At 71.2% G+C, this 18,013-nt stretch carries 20 protein-coding genes; 7 read left to right on the plus strand and 13 right to left on the minus strand.

The genetic code is table 11. The features are described 5' to 3' along the window. The first annotated feature begins 12 nt into the window (after positions 1 to 12). Positions 13 to 861, plus strand: a complete 849-nt coding sequence (locus tag JOF44_RS11370; RefSeq protein ID WP_209891170.1) for an aldo/keto reductase — start codon at positions 13 to 15, stop codon at positions 859 to 861. 63 nt (positions 862 to 924) lie between these two features. On the opposite strand, the gene JOF44_RS11375 is transcribed toward JOF44_RS11370, so the two are convergent. From JOF44_RS11375 to JOF44_RS11400, 6 genes are all read right to left on the minus strand, one after another. Further along, the gene (locus JOF44_RS11375) at positions 925 to 1,689 is read right to left on the minus strand and encodes an iron ABC transporter ATP-binding protein (RefSeq protein WP_209891173.1); all 765 of its coding nucleotides are present in this window, start codon (positions 1,687 to 1,689) and stop codon (positions 925 to 927) included. Further along, positions 1,686 to 2,825 (minus strand): iron chelate uptake ABC transporter family permease subunit, encoded by a 1,140-nt coding sequence (locus tag JOF44_RS11380; protein ID WP_209891176.1) that lies wholly within the window; start codon positions 2,823 to 2,825, stop codon positions 1,686 to 1,688. The genes JOF44_RS11375 and JOF44_RS11380 overlap by 4 nt, the downstream gene beginning before the upstream one ends. Then, positions 2,818 to 3,819, minus strand: coding sequence for an ABC transporter permease (locus JOF44_RS11385; RefSeq protein ID WP_209891179.1), 1,002 nt, complete (start codon positions 3,817 to 3,819; stop codon positions 2,818 to 2,820). The genes JOF44_RS11380 and JOF44_RS11385 overlap by 8 nt, the downstream gene beginning before the upstream one ends. A gap of 108 nt (positions 3,820 to 3,927) precedes the next feature. Further along, positions 3,928 to 4,941 (minus strand): siderophore ABC transporter substrate-binding protein, encoded by a 1,014-nt coding sequence (locus JOF44_RS11390; RefSeq protein WP_209891182.1) that lies wholly within the window; start codon positions 4,939 to 4,941, stop codon positions 3,928 to 3,930. Positions 4,942 to 5,082: 141 nt separating this feature from the next. After that, a complete protein-coding gene (locus tag JOF44_RS11395) occupies positions 5,083 to 5,766 on the minus strand; it encodes a phosphatase PAP2 family protein (protein WP_209891185.1) in 684 nt (227 codons plus the stop codon). Between the two features lie 64 nt (positions 5,767 to 5,830). Continuing rightward, the gene (locus tag JOF44_RS11400) at positions 5,831 to 6,247 is read right to left on the minus strand and encodes a hypothetical protein (RefSeq protein ID WP_209891188.1); all 417 of its coding nucleotides are present in this window, start codon (positions 6,245 to 6,247) and stop codon (positions 5,831 to 5,833) included. Positions 6,248 to 6,418: 171 nt separating this feature from the next. On the opposite strand from JOF44_RS11400, the gene JOF44_RS11405 reads away from it, so the two are divergent. Continuing rightward, on the plus strand, positions 6,419 to 7,282 hold the full coding sequence (locus JOF44_RS11405; protein WP_209891190.1) for a DMT family transporter: 864 nt from the start codon (positions 6,419 to 6,421) through the stop codon (positions 7,280 to 7,282). Between the two features lie 73 nt (positions 7,283 to 7,355). On the opposite strand, the gene JOF44_RS11410 is transcribed toward JOF44_RS11405, so the two are convergent. From JOF44_RS11410 to JOF44_RS11420, 3 genes are all read right to left on the minus strand, one after another. After that, positions 7,356 to 7,664: a 2TM domain-containing protein gene (locus JOF44_RS11410; protein WP_209891193.1), complete on the minus strand. Its 309-nt coding sequence runs from the start codon at positions 7,662 to 7,664 to the stop codon at positions 7,356 to 7,358. A 201-nt stretch (positions 7,665 to 7,865) separates the two neighbouring features. Next, positions 7,866 to 8,693, minus strand: a complete 828-nt coding sequence (locus JOF44_RS11415; RefSeq protein WP_209891196.1) for a methyltransferase domain-containing protein — start codon at positions 8,691 to 8,693, stop codon at positions 7,866 to 7,868. A 113-nt stretch (positions 8,694 to 8,806) separates the two neighbouring features. Further along, positions 8,807 to 9,919 carry an FUSC family protein gene (locus JOF44_RS11420; RefSeq protein WP_209891199.1) on the minus strand — a complete coding sequence of 371 codons (1,113 nt, stop codon included), beginning with the start codon at positions 9,917 to 9,919 and terminating at the stop codon, positions 8,807 to 8,809. Between the two features lie 281 nt (positions 9,920 to 10,200). Here JOF44_RS11420 and JOF44_RS11425 point away from each other — a divergent pair, with 281 nt between their 5' ends. Further along, positions 10,201 to 11,715 carry a purine-cytosine permease family protein gene (locus JOF44_RS11425; RefSeq protein WP_209891202.1) on the plus strand — a complete coding sequence of 505 codons (1,515 nt, stop codon included), beginning with the start codon at positions 10,201 to 10,203 and terminating at the stop codon, positions 11,713 to 11,715. Further along, the gene (locus tag JOF44_RS11430) at positions 11,712 to 12,329 is read left to right on the plus strand and encodes a cysteine hydrolase family protein (protein ID WP_209891205.1); all 618 of its coding nucleotides are present in this window, start codon (positions 11,712 to 11,714) and stop codon (positions 12,327 to 12,329) included. Before JOF44_RS11425 ends, JOF44_RS11430 begins: the two co-directional genes overlap by 4 nt. Positions 12,330 to 12,429: 100 nt before the next feature. On the opposite strand, the gene JOF44_RS11435 is transcribed toward JOF44_RS11430, so the two are convergent. Beyond that, positions 12,430 to 13,218 carry an SDR family oxidoreductase gene (locus JOF44_RS11435; RefSeq protein WP_209891208.1) on the minus strand — a complete coding sequence of 263 codons (789 nt, stop codon included), beginning with the start codon at positions 13,216 to 13,218 and terminating at the stop codon, positions 12,430 to 12,432. 95 nt (positions 13,219 to 13,313) lie between these two features. On the opposite strand from JOF44_RS11435, the gene JOF44_RS11440 reads away from it, so the two are divergent. The 3 genes from JOF44_RS11440 to JOF44_RS11450 all read left to right on the plus strand — a co-directional run bounded on the left by JOF44_RS11440 (position 13,314) and on the right by JOF44_RS11450 (position 15,363). Next, positions 13,314 to 13,928, plus strand: a complete 615-nt coding sequence (locus JOF44_RS11440) for a TetR/AcrR family transcriptional regulator (RefSeq protein ID WP_209891211.1) — start codon at positions 13,314 to 13,316, stop codon at positions 13,926 to 13,928. Positions 13,929 to 13,957: 29 nt separating this feature from the next. After that, positions 13,958 to 14,506 (plus strand): DUF488 domain-containing protein, encoded by a 549-nt coding sequence (locus JOF44_RS11445; protein ID WP_209891214.1) that lies wholly within the window; start codon positions 13,958 to 13,960, stop codon positions 14,504 to 14,506. Positions 14,507 to 14,568: 62 nt separating this feature from the next. Continuing rightward, positions 14,569 to 15,363 carry an SDR family oxidoreductase gene (locus tag JOF44_RS11450; RefSeq protein ID WP_209891216.1) on the plus strand — a complete coding sequence of 265 codons (795 nt, stop codon included), beginning with the start codon at positions 14,569 to 14,571 and terminating at the stop codon, positions 15,361 to 15,363. Positions 15,364 to 15,381: 18 nt separating this feature from the next. Here JOF44_RS11450 and JOF44_RS11455 read toward each other — a convergent pair whose 3' ends face one another. The 3 genes from JOF44_RS11455 to JOF44_RS11465 form a co-directional block, all read right to left on the minus strand. Continuing rightward, positions 15,382 to 16,353 carry a CPBP family intramembrane glutamic endopeptidase gene (locus JOF44_RS11455; RefSeq protein WP_209891219.1) on the minus strand — a complete coding sequence of 324 codons (972 nt, stop codon included), beginning with the start codon at positions 16,351 to 16,353 and terminating at the stop codon, positions 15,382 to 15,384. Positions 16,354 to 16,604: 251 nt separating this feature from the next. Beyond that, entirely contained in the window at positions 16,605 to 16,790 is a 186-nt protein-coding gene (locus JOF44_RS11460) for a hypothetical protein (protein WP_209891222.1), read from the minus strand. A 128-nt stretch (positions 16,791 to 16,918) separates the two neighbouring features. Further along, complete coding sequence (locus JOF44_RS11465) at positions 16,919 to 17,923, minus strand: TerC family protein (protein WP_209891225.1); 1,005 nt, start codon at positions 17,921 to 17,923, stop codon at positions 16,919 to 16,921. Positions 17,924 to 18,013 lie beyond the last annotated feature (90 nt).

Raw genomic sequence — 18,013 nt, forward strand, 5'->3', positions numbered from 1 at the left:
AGAGGAGCCCTCATGACCGCCCCATCCCCCACGGTCCCCGTCCTGGCGCTGCACGACGGCCGCTCGATCCCGCAGCTCGGGTACGGCGTCTTCAAGGTCGAGAACGAGGTGGCCGCCGATGTGACCGCGCAGGCCCTCCAGGCCGGGTACCGCCACCTCGACACCGCGAAGGTCTACGGCAACGAGGAGGGCGTGGGCCGCGCGATCCGCGACTCCGGGGTGCCGCGCGAGGAGCTGTTCGTGACCACCAAGCTGTGGAACGACGCCCAGCGCTTCGATGACGCGATCGCAGCCTGCGAGGCCTCCCTCGAGCGGCTGGGCCTGGAGTACGTCGATCTCTACCTGGTGCATTGGGCGGCTCCTGCCCAAGGCACCTACGTCGAGGCGTGGAGGGCGCTGATCGAGCTGCAGCGACGCGGTCTGGTGCGCTCGATCGGCGTCTCGAACTACCCCCTCCAGCAGCTGACCGAGGCGATCGAGGCCACGGGCGTGGCTCCCGCGGTCCACCAGATCGAGCTGCACCCGTACTTCCAGCAGCGCGAGCTGCGCGCGATCCACGCCCAGCACGGGATCCTCACCGAGGCGTGGGGGCCGCTGGGGCAGGGCAAGTCCGACCTGCTCGAGAACGCCACGATCACCGCCGTCGCCGCAGCGCACGAGGCGACCACTGCGCAGGTGGTGCTGGCCTGGCACCTCGCGAAGGGCATCATCACGATCCCCAAGTCGGTCACGCCCTCCCGGATCGTGGAGAACCTCGCCGCGGCCCGGCTCACGCTGACCGCCGAGGAGGTCGCGTCGATCGACGCCCTCGACCGTCCTGACGGCCGCGGCGGCGCGGACCCGGCGACCAAGACGGCCTGAGGCCCCCGACACCGGCCCCGTCGCCCGTCGCCCGTCGCCCGTCGCCCGTCGCCCGTCGCCCGCTCAGAAATACACCGCGAGCGGTCCCGTCGGCCCGTCGATGACCTGCACCGGGGTGTCGAACACGCGCGAGAGAACGGCACCATCCATGATCTCGGCGACCGGTCCGGCCTCGAGGACGCCGCCCTCCTTCATGGCGATGATGTGATCGGCGTAGTGGGCGGCGAAGTTGATGTCGTGCAGCACGACGACGACGGTGCGCCCGAGCTCGCGGGCGGCGTCGCGCAGGCGGCCCATCATCTGCACGCTGTGGCGCATGTCGAGGTTGTTCAGCGGCTCGTCCAGCAGCACGTACTCGGTGTCCTGGGCCAGCACCATCGCCACGTAGGCGCGCTGGCGCTGGCCGCCGGAGAGCTGGTCGAGGTAGCGGTCCTCGAGATCGTCGAGGTGCAGGAAGTCGATGGCCTCGGAGATCTTCTGCTCGTCCAGCGGCGTCAGCCGCCCCTTCGAGTAGGGGAAGCGGCCGAAGCCCACCAGCTGGCGCACGGTGAGGCGGGTGATGAAGTGGTTCTCCTGCCGCAGCACCGAGAGGATCTTGGCGAGGTCCTTCGAGGCGGTGGAGCCCACGTCGTAGCCGGCCACCTCGATCGCACCCTCGTCGATCCCCAGCAGCCGTCCCGCCATCGTCAGCAGCGTCGATTTCCCGGCTCCGTTGGGACCCACCAGGGCGGTGACGCCGCCGGAGGGGATCTCGAGGGTGACCGGGCCGATCTCGACGGTCCCGGAGGACGAGGTGTACTGCTTGCGCACGGCATCGATGGAGATCACAGGCGCCCCTTCCGCAGGATGACGGCGAGGAAGACGCTCCCGCCGACGAGCTCGATGATGATGGACACGACGCCCTGCGCATAGAACACGTGGTTCATGAGGAAATAAGCGCCGGCGAGGATGACGAAGCCGACCAGCACGCCCACCGGGAGCAGCCGCCGGTGGTCGTGGGTGCCGGCGGCCTGGTAGGTCAGCGTCGCGACCAGGAAGCCGAAGAAGGTCATCGGTCCGATCAGGGCGGTGGAGACCGCCATCAGGATCGAGACCAGCACCAGCGTGCAGATGGTCTGGCGACCGTGATCGACGCCGACGTTGATGCACACGTCGCGGCCCAGCGCGATGACGTTCAGCGTGCGGGCGTTCAGCCAGATCAGCACCCCGGCCACCAGGCACAGCGGGATCGCGTAGGGCAGGTACTCCACGCTCGCATTGGACACCGAGCCGAACAGGCGCGCGGTGAGCACGTCGAACTCGCTGGGGGTCAGCAGGCGCTGCATGAAGCTCGAGACCGCTCCGAGGCCACCTCCGAGCACGACCCCGATCAGCAGCATCACCTGGATGTTCGCGTAGCGGCCGCGCAGCAGCCAGCCGTACAGCAGCACGGACAGCGCCACCATCAGCGCGACCTGGATCAGGAACTGCCCGGTGCCCTGCAGGGCGACCACCCCGGCCACGCCGAGGACGTACACGGCGGTGGTCTGGATCGCCGTGTACAGCGATTCGAAGCCCATGATCGAGGGGGTGATGATGCGGTTGCTGGTGACCGTCTGGAAGGCGATGGTGGCGGTGCCCTGGCAGAACGCGGCCACGCCCATCACGACCAGCGAGGTGGCCCGGAGCTCGGCGATCAACCAGAAGCCGCGGCTGCCGATCGGCATCGGGTTGTCGATCGCGAGCAGGCCCAGGCCGAAGCCCGCCGCGAGCACCACCAGCGTGCCCAGCACGATCCGGTAGCGGAGCCGGGACCGTCGATCGGCGAAGGCTCCCGAGCCGCCGCGGGGCCGACGGGGGACGGCGAGCGGAGCGATGTCCTCCGCGGTGTCGGTGGGCGCCGTGGAGACGTCGACGTGCTCATCGCCGGTGGCGGCCCCGAGCCGGCGGCCGGAGGGGACGGTGCGCGTGACGGGCTCATCCATGGCGGCGCTGCCGGAGCAGGAGGGCGATGAACACGGCCGCGCCGAGGATGCCCAGGATCAGGGAGACCGGCACCTCGAACGGCATGATGACGATGCGGCCGACGAGGTCGCAGACGGTGACGATCCCGATGCCGAGCAGGCACACCCAGGGGAGGTTGCTGCGCAGGTCGTCGCCGCGGATCATCGAGACCACGTTGGGCACGATCAGGCCGAGGAAGGGCAGGTTGCCGACCACCACGGTGACCACGCCGGTGGCGACCGCGACCAGCCCGGTGCCCAGCAGCAGCACCCGCTGGTAGTTCACGCCGACGTTGGTGGCGATGTCCTCGCCGAGCCCCGCGACGGTGAGCCGATCCGCCACGAAGAAGACGGCGATCCCCACCAGCAGCACGATCCACAGGACCTCGTACTGGCCACGCAGCACCGAGGTGAAGGATCCGGCGAACCAGACCCCGAGGTTCTGCAGGGCGTCGAACTGCAGCGCCACGAAGGTGGAGACCGAGCCGACGACGGCACCCAGCATGATGCCGATGATCGGCACGATCAGGGAGCTGCGCAGGGTGACCTTGCGCAGGAACGCGAAGAACACCATGGTGCCGACGAAGGAGAAGATGATCGCGACGGTCATCCGGGTCAGCAGGTCCGCCTGCGGGCTGACGATCATGACCAGGATGAGGCCGAGCCCCGCCCACTCGGTGGTGCCCGTCGTCGACGGCTCCACGAAGCGGTTCTGCGTCATCAGCTGCATGATCAGCCCGGACATGGCCATCGCGGCGCCGGCCAGCACCAGCGCGATGGTACGGGGGATGCGGGTGATCGCGAACATCTCGGCGCCTTCCTCGGTCCCGACGACGTCGTAGACGCCGGTGAAGAGCGAGGCCACCAGGAGCAGCGCCACCACCACGATGCCGATCACGAGCTTGCCGTCGAGCAGGCGCTCGCGGCCGCGATGCCGGGCGGGCGGCGCAGCGGTGATGAGAGTGGGAGGGGGCATCAGGTCACCTGGTGGGAGGGGTCGGGCGGCGGGCGGCCGACGCGCGGCGCGGCGGACGGACCCCGTCGGTCCCGTCCGCCGCGCCGGATGCGAGCCGGAGGGTCGCGATCAGGCCGTGGCCTCGAGGGAGTCGGCCAGGGACTCGAAGTACTCGGTGTAGGTCTGGATGGATTCGTTGGTGTAGGTGTCCGCCGGCATGTAGACGAGGTTCCCCTCGGCGATCGCGGTGACCCCGGCCAGGGCCTCGGAGGCCTCGAGGACATCGGCGGCCGGCTGGTAGGAGGGGTCCTCCGCGGAGATCGCGGCGTCACGGTCCATGACCAGGATCCAGTCGGGGTTCGAGCTCGCGATGGCCTCGACGGAGATGTCGTCGCCCTGATGGTCGTCGCTGGCGCCGTCGACCTCGAGCGCGGGGACGAGGTCGAAGGCGTCGAAGGCCCAGCCCAGGGTGCGGCCCTGGCCGGGGGCGATGAAGCCGATCTCGCCGCCGGAGACGGTGACGGCCATGACGGTGGAGGAGCCGTCGTAGGCGGCGGCGACGCGCTCCATCGCGGCATCGAGGCCGCTGGCCAGCTCCTTCGCCTCGGCCTCCTTCTCGAAGATCGTCCCGAGGGTGGAGACCTGGCGCTTGAGCTCCTCGGCGAAGGGCTCCTCCTCGCGGGGGTCGAGCTCGAGGATGACGGCGTCGGGAGCGTACTTGCTGAAGTCGTCGTGATACTGCGCGAAGCGCTGACCGTTGATGATCAGCGTGGGCTCGGCGGCGACCACGGCCTCGAGGTCGGGCTCGCGGTGGTTGCCGAGATCGATGATCGACTCGTCGTCCTTGTACGGGTTGGTCGAGGGCATGAGCGCCCGCGCGGCGGCGGTGAGCGGGACGCCCCAGGCCTGGAGGGTCTCGAAGGTGCGGTTGTCGGTCGCGACCACGGACGTCGGAGGCACCTCGACGGCGTGGGTGCCGTTGTTGTCCTCGACCTCGACGGTGCCTGACGCGCCTGCGTCCTTCGCCCCGGCATCGTCGGCGGCTCCCGTGGACGTGCCGCAGGCGGTCAGGGCGAGGCCGAGGGCGCCGACGGCGGAGGCGGCGCCGAAGTGGCGGCGGGAGAACCGGGAGGACGCAGTCATGGTGGAGGAAGCCTTCCGTGGGGGTCGGGGGCCGGGTCGCGCCCGGCACTCCTACTGAGGCTAGCCTCACCTAGTGTCTTTTCGCCACTGGGGACTTGCGAAAATTTCGGTTCCGGCTGTGATCGTCGCGACATCGCGCCTTCAGCGCGGATCTTCCGTCGGCCGGACGGCGTCGAGCCATCTCGCCAGCAGCACCACCAGCACCGGCGCCAGCAGTGCAGAGACCAGCACGTCCGTGGGGTGATGCAGGCCGAGCGCCACGCGCGACCACGCGGTCGCCGCGACCATCACCGCGGCGAGCGCGCCGCCGAGCCGTCGGCCCCACCCGGCCGGAAGGGCGAGCAGGATCGCCAGGCAGAGCGCTGCGGCGACCGTGGTGTGCCCGCTGGGGAAGCTGAAGGTCTCCGGCAGCGGCACGAGCCGGTCACCCAGCAGCTCCACCTCGGGGCGGGGACGGCGGACGATGACCTTCAGGACCCCGGTCGCCGCCCAGGGCACGAGGATCAGGATCCCCGTGCGCGCTCCCTCCCGGGGGCTGCGCCGTGCGAGCGCGACGACCAGCACGACCGCGACGGTCAGGGGCGCCGCGACCAGCGGATCGAAGATCGCGTCGAGGCCGAGCGCGAGCGTCCGCTCCGGCATGGTGAGGGTCGTTCCGGCGGCCGCGACGAGGCGCTCGTCGAGCGCCCCCACGGCCGGCACGGCCCGGATCAGCCCTCCCAGCGCCGCGGCCAGCAGGATCGCCCCGAGCACGCCGAGGGCTGGCGGGGCTGCGCGGCGGAGCGCGCGGCCGCGCCCCTCGGGGTCGGCCGACGGGATGGTCACGACTCCAGTGTCCACCGCACCGGACGCAGCAGGCTGTTCAGCCCGGGCCCGCGGACGGAGGGGATCAGCCCTTGGTGGACTTCCTGCCCTGGGCGAGGATGAGGGCGGCGCCGATGGCGAGCAGCCAGCTGTCCTTGGCCAGGGCGGTGCCGGCCTGGCTGGGGCGCACGCCGTCGGACTCGGTCATCTCCGGGGTGCGCAGGTACATCGCCATCATCGCCCCCGAGAAGGCCGCCAGGCCCGCGCCCGCCATCTTGGTGGGCACGAAGGGCAGCAGCAGCGAGGCGCCGACGGCGATCTCGCCGTAGCTGAGGAACTTCCCGAACTGCTCGGGGGTCATCTTCCCCAGCGGCGGGACGCCCTGGGCGGCCATGCCCTGCAGGCCCTCGGCCATCTCGGCGGGCAGGTTCAGCTTGCCGATGCCGGAATTGAGGATGAAGGCGCCGGGGACGGCGCGGAGGACGGCGGTGCTGAGGCTCATGGGGGCTCCTGTCTCGAACTGTTTTCTCTTTCAACTATAGAGTCGTCGCGCTCTGCTGTCGAGCCCGCACGACGATCCGGTGAGGATGCCCCCTCGCCCGGCGGGCAGAGCGCGGGATACTGAGGCGATGGCCACCCCCGCCCTCCCGCCGCACCCGCGGCCCGAGCATCGATGAGCACTCTCGCCCTGACCCTGGTCCTCGTGGCGGCGCTCTGCCACGCGGTGTGGAACCTCGCCGCGAAGCGGGTGACCAGCGGTGGCTACGCCTTCGTGTGGTGCTACGACGTGGGATCGGTGGTGCTGTGGGCGCCGCTGGCGCTGATCACCCTGGCGCGGGCCGACGTCGGGTTCTCGCCCGCCGTCGTCCTCGCTCCGCTGGTCTCGGGACTGATCCACGTCGCCTACCAGCTGACGCTGCAGACCGGCTACGCCCGCGCCGACCTCGGCGTGGTCTATCCCGTCGCGCGGGGCGTCGGCCCCGTGCTGTCCATGGCGATCGCGATCCTCGTGCTCGGCGAGCGGCCGGGATGGGTCGCCGCCGTCGGCGCGCTGGTGGTCATCGGCGGGATCGTGGTGGTGGCGACGGGGAGGTCGGTCGCGGGGCGCCACGGGATCCGCGCCGGGGTCCTCTGGGGCACGGCGACCGGAGCGGCGATCGCCGCGTACACGCTGTGGGACAGCTACTCGGTGACGACGCTGGGACTGCCGCCGGTGAGCTACTTCGTGACCACCTGCCTGTGGCAGGTGCTGCTCATGACGCCCACCCTGCTGCGGCGCCACCGCGAGGACGTCGTGCCCGTCGTCCGCACCCACTGGCGCGAGGTCCTGCTGGTCGCGGCGCTGTCACCCCTGGCCTATGTGCTGGTCCTGGAGGCCATGCGCACGGCGCCGGTCTCCCTGGTCGCGCCCGCCCGGGAGTCGAGCATCGTGGTCGGCTCCCTGCTGGCCTGGTGGTTGTTCAAGGAGCCGGATCCGCTGAGACGGATGCTGGGGGCGGCGATCGTGCTCGGCGGGATCGTGCTCATCGCGGTGTGATCGTCCGGGTCGCCGGATCCCCGCCGCCGCGAAGGAACTCTTCTCCGCGGTCGTCGACCCGGAGGAGCGCTCCTCAGCGCGCGCCGCGCAGGCGGTCCATCTCCTGGCGGACGCGGTCCTCGCTCTCGCCCGGGCCGAACAGCCCCCACGCCTGCCAGAACAGGCCGAGCCCCCAGAAGACCACGACGAACACCGGCCACGGGAACCCGAAGCCGTCGCGTGCCCAGACCCAGATCAGCAGGGCGTTGATCAGCACGTAGATGACGACCTGGCCCGCGAAGCCGCGTCGCGCCCGCAGGTTCTTCACGGCTCTGTGGCGCAGCTCCGTCTCGTCGTCGCGGCCCGTCGAGGGGACGTCGGTGCTCTCGGACGGCGTTTCCATCACGCGGCCTCCTGGTCGCCGGGGAGCCGCCGGTTCGGCCCCTGGTGAGAAGAACATTAGGCGGGTGGGCATCGCCTCGCCCATGACGGCTGTCATCGATCCGGCGGGGCCGCGTCACGGGCCCGCCTCAGGGATCCTCCGTCGGCGGCTCCGCGCACCGACCCCGCCGTTCCGGGGCGACCCGACCCACCGGCCGTCCGCTCACACCCGCACGAGGAGCTCGCCGTGCAGCACGCTGAACCATCCGTCAGGGTCCTCGGCCCAGGCGCGGAGGCTCGCGGCGATCGCCTCCCGCTCGGCGGCGCCGGCCCACCCTTCGCTCCCCAGCTGATCAGCGAACGGGCCGGCGGTGAGCCTCCCGGCGAGGGTCTCCGCCCAGGCGGTGCGCGATGCCGGGGTCGCGTGCAGCCAGGTCGAGGACCCAGGGGTCACGTCCTCCAGCCCGGCCTCGTGCGCCCAGGCGAGCAGGCGTCGCCCGGCGTCCGGAGTCCCGCCGTTGGCGCGGGCGGCCCGCAGGTACAGGGTGAGCCAGCGATCGATCGCGGGCACCTCGGGGTACCACCGGAAGCCCTCGTAGTCGCTGTCCCGCAGGGCGATGATTCCGCCGGGCCGGGTGACGCGGCGGGCCTCCGCGATCGCGGTCACCGGGTCCGGGAGGTGCTGGAGCACCTGGTGGGCGTGGACGACGTCGACGCTGTCGTCAGCGAGCGGGAGCGCCTGCGCATCGCCGACCAGCACCTGGACGGCGCCGAGCCCCTGGCGCGCGAGCTCGGCCCGGGTGATCTCCGCCGACTCCTCGGAGACCTCCAGCGCGGTGACATCCCGGGGGCCGACGATCCGGGCGAGATCCGCCGTGATGGTGCCGGCACCGCTGCCGACGTCCAGCAGCTGCTGCCCGGGCCGCAGGTGGGGCAGCAGCTGGGCGGCGGAGTTCTGCGCGGTGCGGGCGCGATGGCTGTCCAGCACGGCGGTGCCGTACCCGTGGGTGTAGGCGGGGGTGCGGGCGGAAGCGTCTGCAGAATCTCGCATGGGCCGACGCTATGCGGCGTCGACCCGTCGGACCAGGTGCGACCGCCCCGTGGTCGGGGCCGACGCCATCGCGGCGGCGGCCGGATGGTCGATGGCGCCCGGCGCCGCGAGGTTCACTCCCCGAGGGATCCGTCCTCGACGTCGGCGCCCATCCGTCCGTCCGTCGCCCGGCGCCGGCGGGCCGCCCGCCGATCCCAGAGCGCGGCGATGATCACCACCGCGATGCCCACGACGGCGCCGATCACGGTCTCCAGCACCCGGGCCTGCAGCATCGTCCCGATCGGCTGCGGATGCGCGAGCTGGACCATGAGCAGGGCCATCGGGGTGATGAACAGCAGCGCGAAGGAGTAGTTGCGCATCACGTACATCTCGGCGAGGAACTGCAGGACCACGACCCACACCACCAGCTGCCACGGCTCGGCGGGGAAGGACAGCAGGAAGGCGGTGGTGATGATGCCGAGGGTGGTGCCGATGATGCGATGCAGCCCGCGCTCGACCTGCAGGGTGCGTCCCGGCGCCGACAGCGGCGCGATCGCCGCGATCTGCGCCCAGTAGGGGAAGGGCATCCCGGAGGCGAGGCCCAGCATCCCGGCGACGGCCGCGGCGAGCGCGAAGCGGCCGAACTCGGCGCCCAGCTGCGCTCGGGACCAGGTCTCCGTGGCGGGCCGGACGTCGGCCCCGGGATGACGCTCCCCCGCCCAGTGGCCGAGCAGTCCGAGCCCCACGCACAGGGACGCGCAGGCGCCCGCGATGAGGAACGCGGCCCAGATCGGGGCGGCGGGCGGCGCGGAGGCGATGGCGGCGACCGCGAACAGGGGGAAGATCGCGCCGCCCGGCTTCAGGCCGAGCTTCAGCACCAGAGCCGCGGCCAGTCCTGCCACGACGGATCCCACCACCAGGGCGGTCCAGGACCCCGCCGTGGTGCCCATCGACTCCCCGAGCTGCGCGAGGGTGGCGCCGATGGTGACGCAGACGGTCAGCAGCGCACCGGCCATCGACTGGCGCCGGAAGCGCATCCGCGTGGGCTCGTACTTGGAGTAGATCCCGGTGAAGGCCCCGAAGCCGACGTACATCGCCCAGTCGACGTGCCCTGTCACCAGGAGCACGGACAGCGGGATCGCGAGTCCGAGGGCGATGCGGAAGGCCGGGATGTGGTCCACGCGGCTCGGCCCGAGGCTGATCAGGCGCTTCGTCGAGGCCTGGATCCGGGTGGACGCTGCGGGCACGGGTCTCCTTCCGGGCAGCCCGCGCGGACCGAGCCGCGGACCGTCCCTGCACTGGTGGCGGTGGTCGACGGGGACGGCGCACTGCGCGCTGCGGCCACCCGGCGCCCGACGGGCGAAGATGTGACCGAGGCATCCTCGGGGGCAGCGTGCACGGAGCACGCGCCCCCTCCACCATAGGCCGACGAGCCGCGCCGGTCACGCCGCCCGTGGGACACTGCACGTCACATCCCTGCCCCACCCCGTCGTCCGGCCGCGGCCGGCCCTCCTCCTCCGGAGTCGACATGACCTCCCCCGATCCCACCCGCTCCCCCGCCCCGGACGCTCCCGTCGGCGGCGCCGGCGTCATCGAGACCACCGGCATCGAGATCATCGCCGAGTCCGAGCGGACCGCACGCCCGCGCGACCTGGTCTGGCCCTGGTTCGCCGCGAACGTCTCCGTGTTCGGGATGAGCTATGGCTCCTACCTGCTGGGCTTCGGGATCAGCTTCGTCCAGGCCACGGTCGTCGCGATCCTCGGCATCATCATCAGCTTCCTGCTGTGCGGTCTGGTGGCGATCGCCGGCAAGCGCGGCAGCGCCCCGACCATGGTGCTCTCGCGCGCCGCCTTCGGGGTGCACGGGCAGAAGGTGCCGGGGATCGTCTCCTGGCTGACCTCGATCGGCTGGGAGACGTCGCTGGCGATCTCTGCGGTGCTGGCCACCGCCACCGTGTTCGACGTGCTGGGCGTGGGGTCCGGACAGACGGTCACCGTGATCGCCGCGATCCTCATCGCCGCGCTGATCGTCACCGCGAGCGTGCTCGGCTATCACACGATCATGCGCCTGCAGTCGATCCTGACCTGGGCGACCGGCGCGATGACGATCCTGTTCATGATCCTCACGATCCCCCACATCGACTGGGCGGCCGTGGCCTCGATGCCCAGCGGACCGCCGCAGGCGATGATCGGGGCGCTGGTGATGGTGATGACCGGCTTCGGCCTGGGGTGGATCAACATCGCGGCGGACTGGTCGCGCTACCAGAAGCGCTCCGCCTCCGACGCGTCGATCGTCGCCTGGAACACCGTCGGCGGAGCGGCCGCCCCCGTGGTCCTGGTGATCGTCGGGCTGCTGCTGGCCGGCTCCGATCCGGAGCTGGCGAGCGCCATCGAGGGCGATCCGATCGGCGCCCTGATCTCGATCCTGCCGCTGTGGGCGCTGGTGCCCTTCTGGATCGTCGCGGTGCTGACCCTGGTCTCGGGCGCCGTGCTGGGCATCTACTCCTCGGGGCTGACCCTGATCAGCCTGGGGATCCGCATCCCGCGCCCCGCGGCCGCCGCGGTCGACGGGGTGATCCTGACCGTCGGCACCATCTGGGTGGCCTTCTTCGCCACCAGCTTCATCGGACCGTTCCAGAGCTTCCTGATCACCCTCGGGGTCCCGATCGCGGCCTGGGCCGGCATCCTCATCGCCGACATCCTCGCCCGCCGGGCGGACTACGACGAGCGCGCCCTGTTCGACCCCCGGGGCCGCTACGGCTCGATCGACTGGACCTCGATCGTGACCATGGTGGTCGCCTCGGTCCTGGGCTGGGGGCTGGTCGTCAACTCCTTCACCGAGGCCGCCCCCTGGAACAACTGGCAGGGCTACCTGCTCCAGCCCCTGGGGCTGGGCACCTACGTGGACGATCCGGCCGGCGCGTACTGGGACGGCAACTGGGCGTACTCGAACATCGGGGTGCTGCTGGCACTGGTGCTCGGGTTCTCGGTGACCTGGTTCGCCCGGCGGGGTCGGATCCGCCGGCAGGAGCGGGGCGCATGAGCCACCGTTCCTGGCTCCTGGTCGTCGATCCGCAGCGGATCTTCGCCGACCCGGCCTCCGAGTGGGCGTCGCCGTTCTGGGACGGGGCCTGGTCGCGGATCCGGGAGCTCGCCGAGGACGTCGGCCCCGAACGCACCCTGGTGACCCGCTGGCTGCCCACGGCCGACCGCTCCACCGCCTGGGGCGAGTACTTCGCGGCCTGGCCCTTCGCGGACGTCCCCGCGACCGATCCGCTGTACGACCTGGTCGACGGCGCCCGGGAGCTCAGCGCGCACCCCACCGTCGACGAGCCCACCTTCGGCAAGTGGGGGCCGCAGCTGGCGGCGCAGATCGGCGCGAGCCCTGGCTCACGGCCGCACCTCCTGGTCACGGGCGTCTCGACCGACTGCTGCGTGATCGCGACGGTGCTCGCCGCGGCCGACGCGGGTGTGCGCGTCACCGTGGTCACCGACGCCTGCGCGGCGTCGACCGCGCAGAACGGCGCTGCGGCCCTGCACGCGATGAGCCTGTTCCCTCCGCAGGTGGACCTGCGCACGTGCGCGGAGGTTCTCGCGGATCGGACGGGGACGAGACCGGTCGGGAGACCGGAGAGGGAATCCGAGGGCGACGAATGATCCGGTCAGGAGTGATCCGCCGACAGGGCACCGGGCGCCGCGGAGCAGGCCCGATGCCCTCGTCCGGGCAGTGCGAAGCCCGGAACCATCTCGCCGCGTGCTACGCGATGGTCTTCGAGACGCCGGCATCGACGACCCAGTTGGCGCCATGGACGCTGGCCGCGAGCGGCGAGACGAGATAGGCGATCGTGGTCGCGATCTCCCGCGGCTCGATGAAGCGGCCGGTGAGCATTCCCATCTGCGACGGAAGCGCAGCGACCAGCTCCTCCTGCGTGAGGCCCATCGCCTGCGCGAGGTCAGCACCGAAACTCTGCTCACCTTCCCACAGGGCAGTTCGGGTCGACGACGGTGACACGGTGTTGAAGCGAACCCCCTGCGGGCCGAATTCCTCGGACAGACCCTTTGTCACGGCGTTGAGCGCCGCCTTCGCCGCGCCGTAGGGCAGCGGCGCCGTGTGGGGCCGGCGGGCGCTGTCGGACGAGACGTTCACGACGGCCCCGCGCGAAGCCAGCAGGGCGGGCAGAGCTGCACGCGTTGTCCGCACGGCCGCGAAGAGATTCAGATCGATCGTGGATGACCACGCGTGATCGGGAAAGTCGAGGAAGCCCGCTCCGGGGGCGCCCGCGTCGCCGCCGCCGACGTTGTTGACGAGGATGTCCAGCGTTCCCGCGACTCCGAGCGCCTCGGCCACGATCCGGGCCGGGACATCCGGCTGCGACAGGTCGCCGATCAGAGGCACCGCCCCGGTCTCGGCGAGCTCCGGTGTGACGGAGCGCGAGGCGGTCACGACGGTGACACCTTCCTCCTGGAGGACACGCACGACCTCCAGACCCATTCCTTTGCTGGCACCGGTGACAAGTGCGGTCCTGCCCGAGAGCTGGAGATCCATGATGTCTTCTTTCCGTGAGGTCGGCCGGGTGCCGACGTCATAACTGGAACACTCATGATGCAGTTATGTCAACAGTTGGGACTGTACAATCTCCTATGCCCGAAAATCCCCGGAGCCTTCAGCGACCCCTCCGCGCCGACGCCGAGAACTCGATCGCGCGCATCCTCGAGGCGGCGGAGCACGTGTTCGCAGCCGACCCCACGGCGAGCCTCGCCGTCGTGGCCGAAGCCGCCGGCGTCGCCCGCACGACCGTGCACCGCCGTTTCTCCTCGAGGGAGGACCTGCGAGATGCCCTCGTCGACGTGGTCAATGCGAAGCTGCGCGAAGCCATCGCCGGTGCCAACGTCGACAAGGCACCCCCTCTGGTCGCCCTGTATCAGCTGACCGTCGCCACGCTCGATCTCAAGGTCGACTGGCGAGCGTCCTGGCAGTTCATCGATCTCGGGAGCGAGGGTGCTCGAGGCATCGACCCCGACAACATCGCCCAGCTCGATTCCCTCCTGCAGCACTCCCTCGAGGTCGGGCTCCTGCGCCCCGGGGTCGACATACGGTGGGTGCGCAACGTGTACATGGCCCTGATCCACGAGGCAGCAACCGCCCGGCCCGACGGCGAGGCCTCCGCCCAGTGGGCGAACCTCATCATGAGAACCCTGCTCGGCGGCGTCGGCAGCACCGAGCACGACCTCGAGCTCTACACGTCCACGAGCTGACCCCGGGGTCCGGGTGCGATCCTGGGTCCATGGCCTCGTCACTGATCACCGTCGGACATGGCACCCTGTCTCGCACCGAGCTGACCGAGCTGCTGCGCGGCGCCGGGATCGGACAGCTGGTGGACGTGCGCCGCTTCCCCGGTTCCCGCGCGAACGACGCGGCCGCGAAGGGCGCGGTCGAGGAGATCTGCACGGCGGCCGGGATCGCCTACCGCTGGGACGAGCGCCTGGGCGGCAGGCGCCGGCTCACCACGGACGAGGACGCGGCGTCCCCCGATACCTGGTGGCGGGTCGCCCAGTTCCGGGCCTACGCGGCATGGACCCGCAGCGAGGACTTCCGCGCCGGGATCGAGGAGCTGCGCGCCGATGCGGCCCGCGCCCGGACGGCGGTGATGTGCTCGGAGGCCGTGTGGTGGCGCTGCCACCGGCGGCTCATCGCCGACGTGATGCTCCTGGAGCACGACATGGAGGTCGTCGACCTCATGCACTCCGGGCAGCAGCGGCCGCATGAGCCGAGTCCCGGGGCGCGGCTCGATGAGGACGGGCACGTGGTCTGGGACCTTCCCGATCAGGGCTGAGATCCTGACGCGACGCCGGAAAACCGCTGGCCACGCCACCTGCCGGGCTCTATCGTCGGGCCATGCACTCCTATCCTCCGAGCCCCGTCGCCGCCCTCCCACGCACCGCCCTGCTCACCGGCGTCGGTCGCCGTCGCGGCATCGCCGCCGCGATAGCCCGCGGTCTCGCGGCCGACGGCTACGACCTGGCGCTGAACTACTTCGAGCCCTACGACCGCCGGGTGCTCGGGGAGGACACCGACGTCGAGCTGCTCGCCGAGGAGCTGCGGGAGACAGGATGCCGCGTGGAGCTGATCCCCGGGGACCTCGAGGACCCCGCGGTCCCGCCGTCGATCGTGGCCGCGGCCCGCGAGGCGCTCGGCCCGCTCGGGGCGCTCGTGACCTGCCACTGCGAGTCGGTGGACTCCTCGATCCTGGATACCACCGTGGAGAGCTTCGACCGCCATTACGCCGTCAACGTGCGTGCCACCTGGCTGCTGCTGAAGGCCTTCGCCGAGCAGGTGGAGCCCGGAACGGAGACGCCCGGCGGCTCTGTGATCGCCCTGACCAGCGATCACACCGTGCACAACCTTCCCTACGGCGCGACCAAGGGGGCGCTGGACCGCCTGGTGCTGGCCGGCACCCACGAGCTCGCCGACCGCGGGATCCGCACCACCGTGATCAACCCCGGTCCGATCGACACCGGGTGGATGACCGAGGAGATCCGGGCCTCCGGCGCGGCGGCCACCCCGGGCGGGGAGCTGGGCGGGCCGCAGACGGTCGCGGATCTCGTCCGCTTCCTCGTCTCCGAGCGCGGGGCGTGGATCCGCGGCCAGCTGCTGCACTCCAACGGCGGGTTCGCGACCCCGGCGGTGTGAGGCCGCGGGTGGCCCCGTTCAGCGCGAGACCTGTCCGGGATCCCGCACCGACTCGGCGCCGGTGCTCGGCTCCGTCGTCCGCGCCGGCTCGTCGCCGGTGATCCGCTGCGTCCTCCGCGCCGACGGCAGCAGGTGCCCGCGGCGGCCCGCGAGCACGAGCATCACGATCCCTGCGGCGAGCCCCAGCAGCACGCTGACCGCAGACCCCTCGACGCCCATGGTCCCGCCGGTCAGCCACGTGGGCCCGTCCGTCTCGGCCAGGAGCAGTCCGCTCTGCTGCCTCGTCCCGGAGATGGTCGAGGAGTACACCCCGCCCTGCACCGCGTTCCAGGCGATGTGGATCCCGATCACGAGCCACAGCCGACGGGTCAGGAGGTAGGCGGCACCCAGAAGGACGCCGGCCTCGATCACGAGGCCGAGAGCGGTCAGGACGGTCGCCCCGTCGTTCACCAGGTGCATCAGTCCGAACAGCAGCGAGGTGATCGCGAGCGCCGCCCAGCTGCCCAGCCAGGCATCGAGCAGGCGCAGCAGGATCCCGCGGAACAGGATCTCCTCGATGAATCCGGCGCCGATGCCCAGCGCGAGCGGCGCCAGCAGCTGCGGGGACGAGGCGATCCCCGTGACGCGGTAGCCGCCGAGGAGGGCGATCAGGCCCACGCTGAGCGAGATCAGCGCGGCGCCGATCACCAGGCCCAGCACCAGCTCGGCGAGCTTCCCTCGACCCCGCAGGGCGAGGCCGGGCCTGCGGCCGAGCGGTCCGACGATCAGGAGGAAGCCGCCCATGGCGACGGCGGCACCCGTGACGGCCCCGAGCAGGAGCGCCCAGCCGGCAGTTCCCTGCGCGGGGGACCCTCCGGCGGCCGCGGTCCCGAACCAGGCCACGGCGATCAGCACCGCCTCGGCGACGATGAACACGACGATGCCGAGCAGCAGCTGTGCCCAGCGGCGGCGATCGCCGCGGTCGACGGGGTGGGGCTGAGGTGATCTCATGATCTCGAGAGTGCGCCTGAGCGCACCCGCTGTCACGGCCTGCGGACGGATCGTCGTGGTGGCCCGAGCATCTGCGGAGGCTGACCCGACGCCAGCACTCGTGGCCGCCCGACACCACCGGCTCGACGCCGCGCAGAGCTCGGGGACCAGGTGCCGCGCGGGCTCCGCGGGACCAGGCGCCGCGGGAACCTCGGGGGTCAGGCGTCGCGGGGACCTCGAGGGATCAGGCGTCGTGGGGCTGCCCCGGGGGATCAGGGGTCCCCGGGCCGCTCGCCGTCCTCGGTGCTCTGCGCGCGGACGAACCCGCAGCGCCAGCAGGGCACGCTCGGATCCCGCGTCCCGTCCCCCTCGGGCACGGCACCGCACTCCGGGCACAGCAGACCGAGCCAGCACGCCGCCTCGCCGGCGGGGCCGACCGGGTCGACGTCCTCGTCCACCGCTGACTCCTCGCGCAGGATCATTCGCGGACCGGTCCACCCGGCCTCGCGCTCACGACTCTACGCCGCGAGCGATCCTGCCGCCTCGCCTCCGGCGTCGTGCGTCATCGGCCCTCGGACGGTCGACCTCAGTGCTCCGGGCTCGAGCTGCTCTCGTCGTCGGACGGCGCGGGGGTCTTGGGGGCGAACAGGAGCGATGCGATGACCGCACCGCCCATGGCGACCACGATGACGGTCAGCGAGAGCCAGATCGGCACCTCGGGGATCTTCTCCAGCACCGAGAAGCCCGGGATGAAGTCCAGCGGGGCCTGGTGGATGGCGTGGATCAGCAGCTTGATGCCGATGAAGCCGAGGATGGCGGCGATGCCGTAGTGCAGGTAGGCCAGGCGCTCCATGAGCCCACCGAGGAGGAAGTACAGCTGGCGCAGCCCCATCAGGGCGAACAGGTTGGCCGTGAAGACCAGGAACGGGTTCTGGGTGACCGCGAAGATCGCCGGGATCGAGTCCAGCGCGAACATCACGTCGGTCAGGCCGATGGTGATGAACACCAGCAGCATCGGGGTGAACAGCTTCTTCCCGTTCACCACCGTGCGCAGGTTGTTCCCGTCGTACTCCTCGGAGACGGGGAGCACCCGGCGCACCGCCCGCATGATGAAGGAGTCGGAGCCGTCGTCCTCCTCCTCACGGGTCTGCTTCCACGCCGTGTACAGCAGGAACAGTCCGAAGACATAGAAGACTTCGGCGAAGCTGTTGATGATCACCGCGCCCGCCACGATGAACAGCGCGCGTGCGATGAGCGCGATGATGATGCCCACCATCAGCACTTCCTGCTGGTACTTCTTCGGCACGGCGAACTTCGACATGATCACGATGAAGACGAACAGGTTGTCGATGCTCAGCGAGTACTCGAGCAGCCAGCCGGTGACGAACTCGGAGGCCGGCGCCATACCGCCCACGAAGAACAGCACCACCGCGAAGATGAGGGCCAGGCTGACGTAGAAGCCGATCCACGCCGCGCACTCCTTCATGGAGGGCAGGTGGGGCCGCTTGAGGACCAGCAGCAGGTCGACGAGGAGGATGGCGACGAGCACGACCAGTGCCGCGATCTCGAAGCCGAGGTGGAGCTGTCCCATGTGAAGTCTTTCGGGTGTGGCGGACGATCTTCCCGAGGTGCCGGGACGGGCTGGATCTGGGCAGCCCCGCTTCAGGGTACTAGCGTGTCC

It is taken from the genome of Brachybacterium fresconis (genome assembly GCF_017876515.1).
GTDB lineage: Bacteria > Actinomycetota > Actinomycetes > Actinomycetales > Dermabacteraceae > Brachybacterium > Brachybacterium fresconis.

Coding starts and splice junctions, on each gene's coding strand:
- JOF44_RS11455 (WP_209891219.1), bottom strand. CDS start 16,353: ATGAGATCACCTCAGCCCCACCCCGTCGACCGCGGCGATCGCCGCCGC.
- JOF44_RS11370 (WP_209891170.1), top strand. CDS start 13: ATGACCGCCCCATCCCCCACGGTCCCCGTCCTGGCGCTGCACGACGGC.
- JOF44_RS11415 (WP_209891196.1), bottom strand. CDS start 8,693: ATGCGAGATTCTGCAGACGCTTCCGCCCGCACCCCCGCCTACACCCAC.
- JOF44_RS11405 (WP_209891190.1), top strand. CDS start 6,419: ATGAGCACTCTCGCCCTGACCCTGGTCCTCGTGGCGGCGCTCTGCCAC.
- JOF44_RS11465 (WP_209891225.1), bottom strand. CDS start 17,923: ATGGGACAGCTCCACCTCGGCTTCGAGATCGCGGCACTGGTCGTGCTC.
- JOF44_RS11400 (WP_209891188.1), bottom strand. CDS start 6,247: ATGAGCCTCAGCACCGCCGTCCTCCGCGCCGTCCCCGGCGCCTTCATC.
- JOF44_RS11410 (WP_209891193.1), bottom strand. CDS start 7,664: ATGGAAACGCCGTCCGAGAGCACCGACGTCCCCTCGACGGGCCGCGAC.
- JOF44_RS11390 (WP_209891182.1), bottom strand. CDS start 4,941: ATGACTGCGTCCTCCCGGTTCTCCCGCCGCCACTTCGGCGCCGCCTCC.
- JOF44_RS11425 (WP_209891202.1), top strand. CDS start 10,201: ATGACCTCCCCCGATCCCACCCGCTCCCCCGCCCCGGACGCTCCCGTC.
- JOF44_RS11385 (WP_209891179.1), bottom strand. CDS start 3,819: ATGCCCCCTCCCACTCTCATCACCGCTGCGCCGCCCGCCCGGCATCGC.
- JOF44_RS11440 (WP_209891211.1), top strand. CDS start 13,314: ATGCCCGAAAATCCCCGGAGCCTTCAGCGACCCCTCCGCGCCGACGCC.
- JOF44_RS11380 (WP_209891176.1), bottom strand. CDS start 2,825: ATGGATGAGCCCGTCACGCGCACCGTCCCCTCCGGCCGCCGGCTCGGG.
- JOF44_RS11445 (WP_209891214.1), top strand. CDS start 13,958: ATGGCCTCGTCACTGATCACCGTCGGACATGGCACCCTGTCTCGCACC.
- JOF44_RS11430 (WP_209891205.1), top strand. CDS start 11,712: ATGAGCCACCGTTCCTGGCTCCTGGTCGTCGATCCGCAGCGGATCTTC.
- JOF44_RS11435 (WP_209891208.1), bottom strand. CDS start 13,218: ATGGATCTCCAGCTCTCGGGCAGGACCGCACTTGTCACCGGTGCCAGC.
- JOF44_RS11450 (WP_209891216.1), top strand. CDS start 14,569: ATGCACTCCTATCCTCCGAGCCCCGTCGCCGCCCTCCCACGCACCGCC.